At 73.5% G+C, this 15640-nt stretch carries 11 protein-coding genes; 5 read left to right on the top strand and 6 right to left on the bottom strand.

Annotated features, from left to right (window positions below; translation table 11 throughout):
* Nucleotides 1-15 precede the first annotated feature (15 nt).
* Nucleotides 16-744 carry a hypothetical protein gene (locus FK530_RS18855; protein WP_146488522.1) on the top strand — a complete coding sequence of 243 codons (729 nt, stop codon included), beginning with the start codon at nt 16-18 and terminating at the stop codon, nt 742-744.
* Between the two features lie 64 nt (nt 745-808).
* Here FK530_RS18855 and FK530_RS18850 read toward each other — a convergent pair whose 3' ends face one another.
* Complete coding sequence (locus tag FK530_RS18850; protein ID WP_231706702.1) at nt 809-2158, bottom strand: condensation domain-containing protein; 1350 nt, start codon at nt 2156-2158, stop codon at nt 809-811.
* Nucleotides 2159-2427: 269 nt separating this feature from the next.
* Nucleotides 2428-4146 (bottom strand): MmpA family trehalose lipid delivery protein, encoded by a 1719-nt coding sequence (locus tag FK530_RS18845; RefSeq protein ID WP_146488520.1) that lies wholly within the window; start codon nt 4144-4146, stop codon nt 2428-2430.
* Nucleotides 4147-4175: 29 nt separating this feature from the next.
* Between FK530_RS18845 and FK530_RS18840 the strand changes: the two genes are divergently transcribed.
* Nucleotides 4176-5375 (top strand): polysaccharide biosynthesis protein, encoded by a 1200-nt coding sequence (locus FK530_RS18840; RefSeq protein WP_146488519.1) that lies wholly within the window; start codon nt 4176-4178, stop codon nt 5373-5375.
* Here FK530_RS18840 and pgfA read toward each other — a convergent pair.
* A complete protein-coding gene (gene pgfA / locus FK530_RS18835; protein ID WP_146488518.1) occupies nt 5305-6660 on the bottom strand; it encodes a cell envelope lipid trafficking protein PgfA in 1356 nt (451 codons plus the stop codon). The genes FK530_RS18840 and pgfA overlap by 71 nt on opposite strands.
* Before the next feature lie 165 nt (nt 6661-6825).
* Between pgfA and FK530_RS18830 the strand changes: the two genes are divergently transcribed.
* Nucleotides 6826-8061, top strand: a complete 1236-nt coding sequence (locus FK530_RS18830; RefSeq protein ID WP_146488517.1) for an acyltransferase family protein — start codon at nt 6826-6828, stop codon at nt 8059-8061.
* 304 nt (nt 8062-8365) lie between these two features.
* Here FK530_RS18830 and FK530_RS18825 read toward each other — a convergent pair whose 3' ends face one another.
* Genes FK530_RS18825 through FK530_RS18815 form a run of 3 tightly spaced genes read right to left on the bottom strand, consistent with a single transcriptional unit; the run spans nt 8366 to nt 13344 of the window.
* Nucleotides 8366-12646, bottom strand: coding sequence for an alpha-(1->3)-arabinofuranosyltransferase (locus tag FK530_RS18825; protein WP_146488516.1), 4281 nt, complete (start codon nt 12644-12646; stop codon nt 8366-8368).
* Entirely contained in the window at nt 12633-12833 is a 201-nt protein-coding gene (locus FK530_RS18820; RefSeq protein WP_146488515.1) for a DUF2613 family protein, read from the bottom strand. The genes FK530_RS18825 and FK530_RS18820 overlap by 14 nt, the downstream gene beginning before the upstream one ends.
* Before the next feature lie 10 nt (nt 12834-12843).
* The gene (locus FK530_RS18815; protein ID WP_146488514.1) at nt 12844-13344 is read right to left on the bottom strand and encodes a universal stress protein; all 501 of its coding nucleotides are present in this window, start codon (nt 13342-13344) and stop codon (nt 12844-12846) included.
* 143 nt (nt 13345-13487) lie between these two features.
* Here FK530_RS18815 and FK530_RS18810 point away from each other — a divergent pair, with 143 nt between their 5' ends.
* Both FK530_RS18810 and FK530_RS18805 read left to right on the top strand, forming a co-directional pair.
* Nucleotides 13488-14411 carry an SMP-30/gluconolactonase/LRE family protein gene (locus FK530_RS18810; protein WP_146488513.1) on the top strand — a complete coding sequence of 308 codons (924 nt, stop codon included), beginning with the start codon at nt 13488-13490 and terminating at the stop codon, nt 14409-14411.
* A gap of 27 nt (nt 14412-14438) precedes the next feature.
* Entirely contained in the window at nt 14439-15602 is a 1164-nt protein-coding gene (locus FK530_RS18805; RefSeq protein WP_146488512.1) for a glycoside hydrolase family 3 N-terminal domain-containing protein, read from the top strand.
* Nucleotides 15603-15640 lie beyond the last annotated feature (38 nt).

Genomic DNA, 15640 nt, shown 5'->3' with positions numbered 1-15640 from the left:
TTGTATCTTCTTTGCATGACCAGGGTGCAGATGGGGCCGTCGGCGAGCAGGTGGTGGATCGCCTACCTGCTGGTCTTCGGCGGCGCACTCCTCGGGGCCGTGATGGATCGGCGCTGGGGCAGCGCCGCGCTCGTCACCGCGATCCTGCTCGTCGGCCTGGTCACGACGGCGGGATCGTTGGCGGTTCAGGTCGCCGTGCACGTGGTGGCGTGCGCGTTCGCCGCCGCGTCCGCCGTCATCGCGCTCGTCGGCCACGACGTCTTCTGGTCGATCTTCGGCGTGCTCGCGGCGCTCGTGCTCGCCGCGCTCGTGCCGCTCGCGCGCCGCGAGGGCTCCGGTGGCCGGGTCCGCACCGAGGAACTCGTCGGTAGGCCGGTGCAGGAGGCGGAGCGGCTGCTCGGATACCCGCGGAACGTGCAGCCCGGAAGCCTCGGCCTGCCGGTCCTGGTGCGCGTCCCCTTCGACCCCGGGCCCGACGGTGCCGACCGTCGCGCCGGACTCGTGGTGACGGCGGTGGCCGTCGATCCGGCCGGCCCGTGGATCGCCTTCGGCGTCGCGCCCGCCGCATTCGCGCCCGCACTCGTCCGCCGCACGCGGGACGTCCTGCAGGCGGAACTGCACGCCCGCGTCGGCGGCTTTCCCGCCGACCTGCGCCCGGAACGCCCTGGCGCGGCCATGACGCGGTCTCCGCGCACACCGCACGCCGGTGCGGCGCACGTGCCGGGCGCGCGCAGCCGCGCCTGATGTGCGGTGATCGCACCCGGCGTGCGCGGCGGGGCGTGCGGTCCGCGTCAGTGGTTCAGCGGGTTCACGCCGAGATGAGGGCGGGGGTGTGGTCCGCCACCTCCATGATGCGGTCGCGGAGGAGGCGGAAGACGGTGTCCACGGAGCGGGTGGCCTGGGTCGTGTCCGGGTGCATCGCATTGAAGTCGAGGCCCGACTCGTCGCGGTTGATCCAGGTGAAGACCTCGCGCGACGGGGTGGCGTTCGCGAACACCGAGAAGTCGTGCAGGCGAGCCAGTTCCGCGCCCGGCACTCGGGTCACGTCGATGTAGGAGAGCATCGGCGCGGTGAATCCGTGCTCGACCGGGAAATCCGGGTCGTCCGCGAGCAGGTCGATGATCGGGAACACGGGCGTGCGATCCAGTTGCTTCGCCGTGGAGACCGCCTCGTGCGCGTTGCGCGCCACCTCGTCGAAGGACCCGACGGCGGAGAACTGCACGGGCACCAGGGTCACGTACCAGCCGACGGCCATCGCGTCGCCGGTGGCGGACCGGTCGGCGCGGGGGATGAGCATGGTGAACAGCTCATCCCCGGTGAGGCCCCGGTGCACCTGCCCCAGCACCGCGAGAAGGGCGCTACTCATGTTGGCGCCGGCCCGCTTCGCCGCCGCGCTGAACCGCGCCGTGCGATCGGCATCGATGAACGAGGCGTGTACCGCGATCCGGCCGGGGGCCGCCTCGCCGTCGGTCAGCCCGAGCGGTAGGGGGAAGCGCGGCATGCCGCCCGAGCGGCGGAGGGTCTCCCGCCACTGCACGACGTCCGGGTGCGTCTTGGTGAGGGTGGCGGCCAGCGTGCGCTGCTCGCGGGTGAAGTCGCTGTGCGGGCGGACCGGCACGGGCGTGTACGCGGTACCGCTGCGGGCGGCCGTGTAGCGCGAGAGGATCTCGAAGAAGGAGACCGCCTGCGAGACGCCGTCGGTGTACAGGTGGTCCGAGCACACGACCACCTGGAAGTGCGGATCCGCGGTGCCGGGACGCGCGTTCTCGACGCCCGTCACGGCGAAGGCGAAGGCCGCCCAGTCGTGCAGTTCGGGAACGTTCGCCATGAGGTAGTCCTTGACCGTGGCGCCCGGATGCGATTGCGAGGTGGCCTCGACGGCGAGGTTGATCCGCTCCGGCGACAGAGTGCGGCCGCGCGGATTGAGATCCGTCGACACCGGGAATGCGGTGTGGAAGACGCCGTGCGCACGCACGAAATCGACGAAGACCGATTCGATGGTCGCCTCGTCGAAAACATCGTGAATCATGAATGTGGTGAAGACGAGCCGGCGGGTGCACGCCTCGCCGTCGATGCCGCTGCGCAGGTGGTCCGCCTGCACGAAGGACGTGCAGACATCCAGGTCAGGGGCGGTGCGCATCGCCTCCTTGGTGGTCACGTCCGGAGCCCAGACGGACCACTCTCCCGCCGGGCACTGCCACTGTTCTGAGAAACCCGAGATCATGCAGAACATGATCCCGAATTCAATAGCGCAGCAAAAGACAGGTACTCCGTGAGAAATCCGACAATGGCGAGGGGTTCCCATTGCGAGGTTTATGACGCATCATGTGCAGTGCTAATTACATATGCGGACAACAAGGGTGCATGAACTGTTCGACGTGCAAACTCTCCGGAGTTTTCACGGACGCCGTACGGAAACCGCGGCGGTCATGGCCCCGTCGATCCGGCGACCGGTGCGGGGGCGTTGCCGGGACCGGGCGAGGACCGCCTGCGCAGCACGACGACGGCCCCGCCGCCGAGGAGGAGGGCCCCCCAGAGCGCGTGCGCGGCCCAGGCACCCGCCCGCTCCGCGCGCGACGTCGCGTGCGTCGTGATGTCGCCGGGCACCCGGTAGAGCCGCAGTTCAGGAGTGTCGATCGCGAGCGTGAGCCCGGGGAGCGGCACCGTCGGGAAGGCGATTGCGCCGCGGTCGGAGACGGCCTCCACGAGCACCCAACCGACGCCGAGCCCGGCGAGCCTGCCCGCGAGTGCCTCCCCGCCGGTGGCGAGCGCGTCCTCCGCATCGGACGCCGCGCCCGGGACCCGGTCCACGGAGCGCCCGCCGACGCGGAGTTCACCCGTCTGCAGGACGGGCGCCCGCAGCATCCGCGGCGCGGGATCGAGGACGGGCGCGTCGGGGCCGTACGCGTACGTCCGGAACATCCCGGGTGGCAGCACGGCGACCGCTCCGCGGTCCGCGGGCACGGCCTCGGCGACGATCCGCCACGCCGCCGGATAGGTCACCGGGGCGAGCGCGCCACCCACGCCCCACACGAGGCCCGGCAGCACCGCGATCGGCAGGGCCACCGCCACGACCGCGGTCGCGGCACGCGCGGCGGCGGGCGCGGCGGCGACGAGCGCAGCGGCGCACGTCGTGAGCAGCGGCACCGCCAGAGCCACCCACTTCTGCCCGTCGCGCAGCAACCCACTGCCCGGAATCGCCTGCACCACAGCCTCGAGCAGGGTCGTCCCCGGGCCGGTCGCCGCCAGCGCCGGCAGGACCACCGCGCACAGTGCGAGCAGCGCGAACCGGCCGAGCGGGGGAGTGAACAGCCGCGCCCGGAGCACGGCCGCCCCGCCCACCAGCACGGCGAGGGCGAGCGCCGTCCAGAGCCAGGGCGCACCGTCGGGCACGGCCTGCCGGTTCCAGATGCCCCCGAGCCCCAGCAGCGAGCCGAGTGTGCCGAGCCCGGGCTCGGCGCGGGCCGCGAAGACGGCGACGCTCGCCGGATCGGCGCGTACGCCGCTGCCCGAGACGAGCGACGGATACAGCCAGGGCGCCGCCGCGCAGACGAACAGCCCGAGCTGCCAGGCCCATCGGCGGGGAGCCGCGACCAGGCCCGCGATCAGCGCGAAGACGGCGCCGGTCGGCGTCAGGCCGCCCGCGGCCAGGCACGCCGCGAAACCCCCGAGCTGGGCGCCTCCCCGCATCCGGAGGCCGACGACCACCGCCCAGCCGATCGCCGCGTACCCCGCCAGCAGGCTCCAGTGCCCCTGCAGCAGGCGCTCGGCGACGTACGGGTTCCACAGGCCGACCGTCGCCGCGGCGAGGCCGGAGCCGAGGCCCGCGGTCCACCCCACGGCCTCGAGCACCGCGAGCGCGCAGCGCCCGAAGCCCCATCCCGCCGCCACGAGCGCGGCGAACAGCAGGGCCGTGACCAGGAGGCCACCGTCGACCACCTGAGAGCCGAGCGCGATCAGCCAATCCTGCGGCGTGGCGCGGGCGGCGTTGTCGCCGAGGCCGAGCGCCGTGTCGGTGAGGTACGAGCGGGGCGTGGAGACCGCGTCACGGAGCAGCAGATAGCGTCCGCCGACGGCCAGCGGACCCAGGATCAGGGCGGCGAGCACGGCGGACCAGGCGGCGAGGGCCAGGTCGCGCGATCTCATCACCGTCACCCTACTGACACAATGGCCGGGTGAGTGGTCTGGCGTGGGTGACGATCGGCTCGCTCCTGGCGAACCTGTGCTCCTACCTCGTGCACCTGCCGGCGAGCCGCTGGCTGGGCCCGTCGGGCTACGGCGAGTTCGCCTCCCTCCTGCAGCTCTCGCTGATCCTCGCGGTGCCCGCGCTCGCACTGCAGACCGTCGTCGCGCGACAGGTGGTGCGCGGCGCCGGAGCCGCGCAGATGAGGGCGCTCGGCCACCGGATCGCGCTCGGCGCGGGCGTCCTCTCCGCCGTGGCCGTGCCGCTGGCGGCCGCCGGCCTGCACACGCGGGCACTCACCGCCGCCGCCGCGCTGGCCGCGGCCCCCGCGCTGGTGCTGCTCGCCGTCGAGCAGGGGCTGCTGCAGGGAGAGCGCCGCTTCGGGCGGCTCGCGGCCCTGCTCGGCCTGGCGGGCGTGGGCAAACTCGTCTTCACCGTGCCGGGGCTCCTGCTGGGCCCGGGGCCCGCCCTGCTCGGCACGACGGTGGGCGCCCTGGTCGCGGCGGTCGTCGGCCGGGCGCTGGCCGGTGCGCCGTCCGGGGCCGAGGCCGGGCCGGACGCGGGGGTGCGCGCCGTGCTCGGCGCCAGCTCGGTGCAGCTGGTGCTCGTCGTCTTCGCGTCGCTCGACCTGCTCCTCTCCCGGCCGGTGCTCGGCGCCGCCGCGGCCGGCACGTACGCCCTCGGTGCGGTGGCCGCGAAGGTCGCGTTCTGGCTGCCGCAGGCCGTCGGCGTCGTCTTCTACCCCCAGCTCGCCACCCCGGGCCGGGCCCGCGGCGCCTTGCGCACCGTCGTGGGGCTGCTGACCGGCCTGGGGCTCGCCTGCGTGGCGGGCGCGGCGGTCTGCGCGCCCCTGGCGACGGCGCTCGCCGGTGAGGACTACCTGCCGGTGCAGGGGCTCCTGTGGCTGTTCGCGGCCCAGGGCGCACTGCTGGCGCTGCTGCAGGGCCTCCTGCTCTACGCCATCGCCGTCGAGCGCACGCGGATGGCGCTGTTCGCGTGGGCCGTGGTCGCCGTCGAGGCGGCGATCCTGCTCGTCGTGCCGCGAAGTCCCGCCGAAATGATCACCGCCGCGGCGCTGTGTGCGCTCGCGGCGGTGATGGTGATCGGTGCGGTCGTGACCGTCAGCGCTCGTCGCGCTTCCGGAAGTCGATCGCCTCGGTCTGCGAATCGTCCGGCCGCGGCTGAGCGTTGAACGCCTCCGTCGCCGGATCGCCGCCGCCGTCGGGCGTGGTGATCGGCTCGTCGTCGAGCGGGGCCGTGGGCGCGGCGTCGTCGGAGCCGGCGGCGGACCGTCCGGCGCCGCGACCGCCCGTGCCCGGGCCGCCCGCGGTGGCCGCATTGCGGCCCAGGAGCAGCGCGAAGACGCCGAGACCCAGCGCGATCACACCGAGCACGCCGCCCGCGACGGGCGCCACGTACTTCGCGACCGCGATCTTGTTCTGCGCCGACTTCGCGACCTCCGCCTGCGAGCGGACCGTCGCATCGACCCACCGCTGCTTGGCGTCGAAGACGTCGAGCTTGAAGTCGCGGACCGGCTTCGGCGTGTTCGGGGCGACCTGGCCCGGCAGGCGGAACTGCTGCGTGTAATGCAGAGACTGATCGACGATGACGCCCGAGGTCGGGTCGACCCACAGGTCGACGTCGGTCTTGGCCCAGCGGTTCAGCGTGATGTCGTCCTTGGGGTCGACGCCGCCGATGCCCCACCAGCCGGCGGGCATGGTCAGGACCGTGCCCAGCGTCGGGTCGTTGCCGTCGCGGATGGTGGAGAGGTCCACCCAGCTCTGCTGGCCCTGGAAGTGCAGCGTCTTGGTGCCGCTGACCTCCTTCTCCTCGACGAACTTCAGGCCCACGTTGCTGCGGGTGATCAGGTCGAAGAACTCGTACTTCCCGTCCTGCGTGGTGCCGGCGGGGAAGCGGTACTGCAGGCCCTTGCGGTCGGCGATCTTCACGGCGGGCGTGCTCTCGCCGGGCTGGTAGGTGGCCTCCGAGGTCTTCCCGGTGGGCTTGCCCGTCTCGCGGTCCAGGGAGACGCGGTCGAGCCACGCCTGCACCAGGCCGTCGTCGCAGGGCCGCTTGTCCTGCACTGCGCCCGTGAGTTCGGGGTGCCGCGGCTCGCCCTTGGTCTTGATCGACGGGACGACCATCGAGCTGCCGGACTGCACCGTCATCGTCGACTTGTCCGACGGGGTGGTCACCAGCGTGCGGGTCTGGGTGGTCACCGAGACCTCGTTGACCACGGCCTTCGCCTTGTCGATCGAGCACATGTCCAGCGACTTCGCCGGGAAGTCGGCATCCGCCTGGGAGTCCGCGGCCTTCTCGGACTTCGCCACCGTCGTGGTGTCGATGTCCAGCGGGATCGTCGTCAGCTTGCCCGCCACGTACGCCGGCCCGGCGATCGCGGCCGTGATCAGCAGCGCGCCCAAGAAGATCAGGATCGGACCGATAACGCGCGCCAGCCGGCTACGGCCTACCGCCATCGAAGTGTCTCCTCACATCTCTTGTGGAGCGCGTGCGTGGTTCGCACACGCCGTCGGGGCACGTGGTCGCGCTCCCTTCCAAGTACCCGAGCCTACAGGTGGTGCCGGGGTGGCACGGGCCACGCGCGCGGGTGAGGGACGATTCGCGGGTAGATTCGGTGGACGATGAGCACCGTCGGGACCAGCGATTTCGCATCTGCAAAGCCTGCGGGTGCGGCCGGATTCGTGCCCGCACTCGAGGGCATGCGCGCCTGCGCCGCGATCGCCGTGATGCTGACGCACACCGCGTTCCAGACCGGTCAGGTGGGGTATTCGGTGGTCGGCCGGGTGTGGGGCCGCTTCGACATGGCGGTCGCCCTCTTCTTCGGGCTCTCGGGCTTCCTACTGTGGCGCGCGCACGCGCGGGCCGCCTGGTCCTCGTCCGACGGTCCGCCGACGGGGCGGTACTACCGATCGCGCTTCGTGCGGATCATGCCGGCGTACCTCGTGGTCGCCGTGGTCGCGCTGGCGCTGCTGCCGCGGTCGACGGCCCCGTCGGGCTCCACGTGGCTCGCGAACCTCACGCTCACCCAGGTCTTCGTGCCCTATTCGCTGACGGACGGCCTCACGCAGATGTGGTCGCTCTCCGTGGAGATGCTGTTCTACCTGCTGCTTCCGCCGGCCGCGCTGATGCTGGTGCGGCTGCGCGGGCCCGCCGCGCGGTGGCGGGTGCCGGTGCTGCTCGTCGTGGCCGCGGTGTCGCTGAGCTGGGCGTGGGTCGGCGCCGCGCTGCCCCTGCCGCCCGGGGTGAACCACCACAACTGGCTCCCCTCGTACGTGCCGTGGTTCGTCGCCGGCATCGTCCTCGCCGAGATCGTGAGCGCTCCCGTGACGCGGTACGGCGCCGTCCGGCGGCTCGCACAGCGGCGGGTGTGCTGGCCCGCCGCGCTGGTGGTGTTCGCGGTGATCTGCACGCCGCTGGGCGGCCCGGTGACGCTCGACAGTCCCGAGTCCTGGCAGTTCGCCGTCCGGATGGGCCTCGGCGGGGTGCTCGGCTTCCTCCTGCTGGCGCCGCTCGTGCTGGCGCCCGCGTCCGCGCCCGCACGCTGGCTCGGATCGGGCCCGATGCTGGCGCTGGGGCGCTGGTCGTACGGCATCTTCATCTGGCACCTGGTGGTGCTCACCGCGATCTTCCCGCTGTTCGCCATCGTCCCCTTCCACGGCAACATGCTGAAGGTGACGGTCCTGACCCTGGTCTTCTCCGTCGCGGTCGCGGCGCTGAGCTACGCCTGGGTGGAGGAGCCCGCCCGCCGCTGGCTCGCGCGCCGCGAGGCCCGACGGTCCGCGACGGCCGGGGAGTCCGCGCCCTCGCCTGAGCCGACGCGGATCGAGCCGCCGGAGCCCGTCGCGCCGGTGGGATAGTTCTGCACGGAAGCTATGCGTACCACGCATACCCCCTCGTCGTTGCAGGTCAGAGGCGTGTTTCGGCAGCGGGTGTGGCGCGCGGCGCATCACCCGGACTCTGTGCGGGGACGTCCGAGCGTGTGTCTCGCGGGGACGGAACGCCGCGTGGGGACGTCGAACGAGCACGACGGAATCGTGTGGAGCTGCGGGGTATGCGCCGGCCGCATCGCTCGATCAGCGAAATCGGCCACTGACCTGCAGTTTCATAGGGTATGCGTGGCGCGCATGGCCTCTCTGCGAGACAACACCCAGCCCGCAGGGCCTACTCCGCGCCGCCGGCCCCGCCGGACGCAGCGCCGCGCCGGCGGAGGAATCGGGTGGGTGGCACCGTCGACCACGCCATCAGGAGGACGCCCGTCAGGGCGAGGCCCTGGGGCCAGGGGTCGTGGCCCACGTAGCCGGACTCGGCGTGCCACGGCCCCGTCGCGAGCAGGAGCATTCCCGCGAGCACGAACCCGGAGGCGCCGAACACCCGCAACGCCGCCCGACGGTCCGCCCGGACGTGCAGCCCGGAGACGACCCAGGTCGCGAGGCCCGCGGCCGCCCAGAGCGCGATCCCCGGCCAGCCGCTGAGCACGAAGGCGACGGCCCCGATCCCCAGCCCAGCCGCGATGCCCGGCTGCCACGCCCGGATCGGCCCGCCCGCGCTCCGCGGCCGCGAGCCCGGGACGAGCGCGAGCGCGGCGAGGATCACGAGCAGCGCGAGGCCGCCGAAGAGGCCGATCCGGTACGGCGCGTTGAGCTCGAACCGCAGGGTGACGGCACCGTCGGTGCCCTTCGGCACCACCCAGCCCTGCTGCCAGCCGTTGACGGTGACGGCGCGCAGCGGCGTCCCGTCGGGGCCGGTGGCCGACCATCCGGAGTTGCGGCTCTCGGGGACGACGAGCACCTGGTCGGCGCCGGCATCGCTGACGGTCACCACCCGGCGGTCCGGGGTCCAACTCTGGATCTTCACGCTCTCGTCCCGCGGCGCGGCGGCATCGGGCGCGGGCGCGTCCAGGGTCACCGTGTCGACGCTGAAGGCGAGCCCCGGCGATGCCACGACCTGCGACTTCCCCGCCGGCAGCGGCACCGGCGCGGGATCGCAGGCGATCGCGCGGACGGGCGCACCGTCGCGCAGTTCCCGCGCCCCGGCCTCGACGCGGAAGCGCAGCACCCGGTCGCCGACGCGCACCGTCGGACCGGTCTCGCACGGCACCACGACCGGACGGTCCGCGGGGGCCGGCTCCGAGCCGGGGACGGGCGTCCCGTCGGGGCCGACGGCCCGCACCTCGGCCAGGCCGGGGGCCATCTTCTCCGGGAAGCCGAAGTCGTTGATGTTGATCCGCTCGTCCCAGTCGAGGAGGGAGACCGAGATCGAGTCCGTCACCGCGGGGTCGAGCCTGATGGTCACCTCGTCCCCGGAGCCGGAGTCCTCCGGAACCTCCCGGACCTGCCGGCCCGTCCCCAGGTCGACGCCGACCCGCGTGGGATGCGCCGGCGCCTCGCCGCGCGGGAGCCGGAGCGTGAGCCCGCCGACGACCTGCGCCGATGGCAGCCGCAGCCGCAGCACCGGCTTCGGCGACGTCGGCTCGGTGGCGGACTGCGGGGCCGACCACACGGTGTTCGGGTCGCCGTCGACGGCGGCCGCGGAACTCGCCCGGCCGTCGCCGACCGCCGACTCCGCGAACGCCGACGGCGCGCCCGGCGCCCCGAGCAGGGCCGACAGTGCTTGGCCGGGGCGCGCTCGCACCGTCAGCGACGGTGTCACCGCGGGTGCGCCCGGGCCGTCGACGGTGCGTCGCAGCGGCCCGGGCTCCTCCGGCCCGATCGCGATGTCGGCGCACTGCACGGGCCCCGGCGCGCCGTTCGGGCCGGGCGTGACGACGCAGCCCGAGCGGCCCATCGTGTCCTGTCCGAAGACCCAGCGCTGCGCCGGCCCGGTCGCGGGCAGCGCGACGTCGTGCCGCGCGGGGACGGCCCGTCCGGTGCGGGTGTCCGCGAGCTCGGCCTCGGTGATCGCGAACTGGTTGCCCCACGAGCGGTCCGCGGTCTCGGCGGCGGTGATCCGTACCCATCGGGTCGGCTCCGACGGGGCGACCAGCGTGATCGGGGTGCCCGCGGTGACCGGGTCGGAGTAGACGGAGCCGGCCTCCGTGGTGATGAGCAGGCGCGTCACAGCGGGGCCCAGCGCCCGGCCGACGGTCACCGTCACCGACAGGTCCTCGCGGGCCTCGGGGAGGGTGAACTGCAGCCACTGGTTGATCGCGTGGTCGAGGCCCGACGAGACCCACGCGGTGTTCTTGTCGCCGTCCACCGCGGCGGCCGTCCCCGCGCCGGGCAGGACGGTGCCGAGCTGCGTGGCATCGGCGGCCGAGCTCGACGCCGAGACCGTCGCGCCGTCCCACTGGCCGTCGACCAGGCCCGCCGCGGGGTAGTCGGGCAGGCGGTTGAGGGTGCGGCGCGGATCGTCCGCGGTGCGGATCGCGGAGCTGTGGTCGTCGACGCGGCCGTAATCGGTCTCGCGCCGCTTGGGGGTGTCGGTGACGATGAGCGGACCGTCGGGCAGGCCCGCCGCCTCGGCGTCCGAGGCGAGCAGCGCCGCCCCGAGCTCGCGCCGGCCGGCCGCGGCGGCGTCCGCCTGCAGCCCCAGCAGCGACTCCGGCCCGCCCGCGACGCGCGGCATCGCCGCCAGGTCCGCGACGTACGGACCGGTGGGGGCGGCACCGTCGACCCGGTAGATCGTGATGGCCGGCAGCGGCGGCCGCAGCCCCGAGTCGACGACCACCTTCTCGACGGTCGGCGGCGCGATGTCGGGACCGAAGCGCGCGACCTCGCTGATCCCGGGGGAACCGGTGATCGCCGCGCGCGCCAGCGCGGGCCGGGCGGAGCGCGACGTACCGGGGTCGAGGTCCGCGCGCAGCACGAGATAGGAGATGCCCTGGCGGCGCAGCGTCGCGGCCAGGCCCGCCGACGGGGTGCCCGCGCTGAACAGGCGCTGCACCGAATCGAGGGCTCGGATGGCGCCGGGCGGGTTGAGCGGGATCGCGTCGCGCACGGCCCACGGCGTCTCGGCGAGGGGCTGGATGGGCTCGTCGCGCGTGAGTCCCCACAGCTGCGCACCGAAGGGCGCGCCCGGCACCACCAGGGCGCGCTCGGCGCGGGCCTGGCCGGGGGCGGTCCCGGCAGCGTGGGCGGACAGCCAGTCCGCGGCCTGCGACCAGTAGTCGGGGATCCGGTCGTAGGGGCCGCGGGGCGAGAGTTTGCCCGTCCAGGCCATGCCGCCCGCGAGTGCGAGCACCACCACGACGGCGAGCGCCCCGGCCGCGAGCCGGTCGTTCTCGGGGTGCGCCAGCGCCCGCCGCACGCGCCGCAGGTCGACGGTGCCGGGCAGCGGCGCGCGGGCCAGCAGGTGCGCCAGGCCCAGGACCAGCGGCAACCGGAGGAAGGGCTCGAGCTTGTAGACGTTGCGCAGGGGCGCGCCGACGCTGTCCAGGAACACCCGCACCGGCTCCGCGAAGGGGGAGCCGAGGCCGCTCGCGTAGCCCGCGCCGATCCCCGCCAACCCGACGAGCAGCACCGTCGCCCAGACTCCGCGCTTCGGCATGCGGCGCATGGTGAGCCCGGCGATTCCAGCGCAGGCGACCAGCCCGGTGACCACGACGGCCGCGGGGGAGGTGGTGAGCATGGCGCCGGCGCCGCGCTCGTCGGAGATGAACGGGCTCCACGACGTGGTGCCGCGCAGCACCTCGGGGAGCGACGCCCACTGCGTGGTCGCGCGGGAGGACTCGATGAACTCGAGGAAGGGCGGGCTGACGCGGCCCATGATGAGCAGCGGCACGATCCACCAGGTGGTCGCGAGCGCCACGCACACCGCCCACCAGGCGCTGAACGTCCAGAACCGCCTCGTCCCGGCGCCGACGCGCGCATGCAGCAGCCACCACAGCGCGGCGACCGCGCACGCGAAGCCCGTGGCCACGGCGTTCACCGCGCCCATCAGGGCGACCGCGACCGCCGACCGCGCGGCGAGGTTCCGCAGCGGCACGTCCGCGCCCTGCAGCAGCTGCACCAGGGGCAACAGCACCCACGGCGCCAGCATCACCGGTGCGGTCTCGGAGCTGATGGCGCCCAGCGTCGTGAGCACCTGTGGCGCCAGCACGAACGCGGCGGCGGCCACCACGCGGCTGCCGCGGGACCCGGTGCGCAGTGCCTCGGTGAGCCGGATGATCCCCCAGAAGCCCGCGAACAGGAGCAGTGCCCACCACAGGCGCTGCGTGATCCACGGCGGGACGTGCAGGAACTGGCCGAGCGCGAAGAAGGCGCCGTGCGGGAAGAAGTATCCGTAGGCCTGGTTCTGCACCTGGCCGAGCGGGGACTGGCTGGACCAGACGTTGGCCGCGCGGGCGAGGAAGCCGATCGGGTTCGCCGTGAGGTCGAGCTTGGTGTCGGCGACGACCTTGCCGGGCGCGCTGAGGAAGCTCAGCGCGAGCAGGGCGACGAACGCCCACGCGCCTGCGCGGCGGGTCAGGGGTTCGTCGGAGAAGTGCGGGCTACTTGTTGGCACCCGAGTCGTCGCGCTCGCCGTAGTTCGACGAGCCCTGCAGGAAGCCCTTGTCGGGGTTCACGGCGGTGACCTCGGAGGAGGGGGTCGTCTGCGCGACGGCCGCGCCGCTCACCAGTGCGAGGGCCACGGCGACGACGATGCCGGCGAGCGCGGCGGTGGCGCTGGCGATGATCGAGGTGCGGTCCATGCGGGAAAGTCTACAGGTCCAGCTCGGCGCAGCCGGACGGCACGATCATGACCGGCCGCTTGCAGCCGCGGAGCACGTGCTCCGATACGGACGAATGCCACAGCGCCTTGATGCCCGAGATCCCGCGGCTGCCGGAGACGATGACGTCCACATCGAAGGTGTCGGACGCGGCGATGAGCGCGGTCCACACCGTGGTGGAGACCTCGATGAGCTCGCCGTGCGCGCTGAATCCCGCGGCGGCCGCCAGGTCGACACCCTGCTGGTTGGTCTTCTTCGCCTCGGCGTGCACGACGTCGCTCTCGCGGGTCAGCGCGGTCTCGGCCGCGCCGGCGCCGGCCACGCCGGACATCGCGGACAGGCGAGCGGCCTGATGGATCGTGGACTCCCACGCGGTGACGACGATCGCCTCGGCGTCGCGTCCTTGCGCGAGCACCTTGCTGGCGTACTTGACGGCGCGCTGGGAGGACTCGGAACCGTCGTACGCGATCAGAACCTTGACGGGGACACTCATGCGGATCACCTCGATCTTCACGGTTACCTGATGCCTCCAGGCTACGCCGAAACGAGACGGTTGCAAGATGCAAGTCCGGGCGTGTCCGGCGGCGTGCGGACGCGCACCCGGGCTGGTTTTCGCGCGCCTGCAACACTGCGCGCATGCGAAGAAGCCGCGCCCTGCTCCGTCCCGTCGCCGTTACCGCCGCCGCGATCGGCGCTCTGTCCGTCGCCCCGGCCCCGGCCACGGCGGCACCGTCGGACCCGGCCTGTGCGGGGTGGCGCACGACGGTCCTCCGGTCCGGGATGGGTGCGCTGGAGAACCTCGCCTTCGACGGTGTCGGCACCGTCTACCTCTCCCGACAGAACCCGGTGACCGGGAAGGGGAGTCTGCTCGCGGGGACCGACCCCGGCTCGCTGCGCACCGTCGTCGACCTGCCGAACCCCGGAGGGATCGTCGTGCGCGAGGGCGCCGTGCACGTGACCACCGCGAACAGCGCACCGTCGGGACTACTAGGGAGAACGGACGGCACGGTGGCGGTGGTCGACCCGTCCACCGGTGCGGCCCGCACCGTCGCCGCGGGCCTGACCATGCCGAACGGCCTGGCGCTCCTGCCCGACGGGCGTGCCGTGACCAGCACCGTCCTCGGGCCGCGGCAGGGGATCGTCGCGACCGCGCCCGGCGGCGCGCCCGTGCCCTTCGCGCTGCGCGGCGAGCCCGTCAACGGCCTCTGGTTCGACGGCGCGTCGGGCCGGCTGTGGGCCTCGACGGCCACCACCGCGACCACGCGGCTCTACGCGATCGATCCCGCTCGCCCCGACCGGCCGCGCCGCTACGAGGTCCCCGGGTTCGGCCCCGCGCACTTCGCCGACGACCTGACCGTCGGGCCCGACGGTGCCGTCTACGCCGCGCTGGACCTGCCCGGCACGGTCGTGCGGCTCGTCCCGGAGACGGGCGCACAGTGCACGATCGCCACTGGTCACCGGGGTGTGACGTCGGTGCGCTTCGGGCGCGGTCCCGGCTGGGACGGCGCGGCGATGTACGCGACCACGCTGACCGGCAAGCTGCTTCGACTGGCCCGGTAGCCGGCGCGATCTGACAGACTGGCCGCGATGCAGAAGTTTCGGAACCTCACGATCCTGACGATCGCGGCGGCCACGGTCGCCGCGTGCGGCCCGTCGACGCCGGAGGCGCCGCCGACGACCGCGACCGTCGCGCAGGCCCCGTCCGCGACCGCGTCGGCCGCGCCGTCGTCCGGCCCGGGGCGGCCGGCGACCTGCGGATCGGACCTGCTCGCCACGCTCTCGGTGCGGGAGAAGATCGGGCAGCTGCTCATGGTCGGCGTGACGGACGCCGCCGACGCCCGGCGCGCGATCCAGCAGGGCGCGGGCGGCGTGTTCATCGGCAGTTGGACCGATCGTTCGGTGTTCTCGGGCGGCACTCTGCAATCCGTGGCGAAGGCGGGGAAGGTGCCGGCCATGGTCTCCGTCGACGAGGAGGGCGGCCGCGTCTCCCGCGTGCCCGGCGCGGACCTCGTCTCGGCGCGTGAGCTGGCGAAGACGAAGACGGTCGCGCAGGCGCGGGCGGAGGGCGCGCGCATCGGCAAGCTGCTCAAGTCCATGGGGATCACGGTGGACTTCGCGCCCGACGCCGACGTCTCCGCCCAGCCGGACGACTCGGTGATCGGTGATCGTTCCTACTCGAACGACCCCGCGGTGGTGGTCAAGTACTCGCAGGCCTTCGCCGCGGGGCTGCGCGACGGCGGCGTCTACCCGGTGTTCAAGCACTTCCCGGGGCACGGCAGCTCGTCGGGCGACTCGCACCGGGGCGGCGTGAGCGTGCCGCCCCTGAATCAGCTCAAGCAGAAGGATCTGATCCCGTTCCGCGCCGCCGTCGAGAGCGGCGACGCGGGCGTCATGGTGGGCCACCTGACGGTGCCGGGGCTCACCGAGCCGGGCCTGCCCACCAGCCTCAGTCCCGCGACGATGCGGTTGCTGCGCGACGGTGCCGGCTACGGCGCGAAGCGGTTCGACGGGCCGATCTTCACCGACGATCTGTCCGGCATGAAGGCGATCACCGACCGGTTCTCGGTGCCCCAGGCCGTCGCGAAGTCGCTGGAGGCGGGCGCGGATGTGGCACTGTGGATCTCGACCGACCAACTGCGCGCGGCCATCGATGCTGTGGAGGCCTCGGTGAAGGCGAAGCGGATCACCGCGAAGCAGCTCGACGACTCGGTGCTGCGCGTCGCGCGCGCCAAGCACGCCGTCCGCTGCTGAAATCCGGGCGATTCCGCCGTAACTTACTTGTGGGTAAC

This window comes from Tsukamurella conjunctivitidis (genome assembly GCF_007858475.1).
Lineage (GTDB): Bacteria > Actinomycetota > Actinomycetes > Mycobacteriales > Mycobacteriaceae > Tsukamurella > Tsukamurella conjunctivitidis.
Note: the sequence above shows the minus strand (reverse complement) of the source record. Positions and strands in the feature narration are given on the sequence as shown.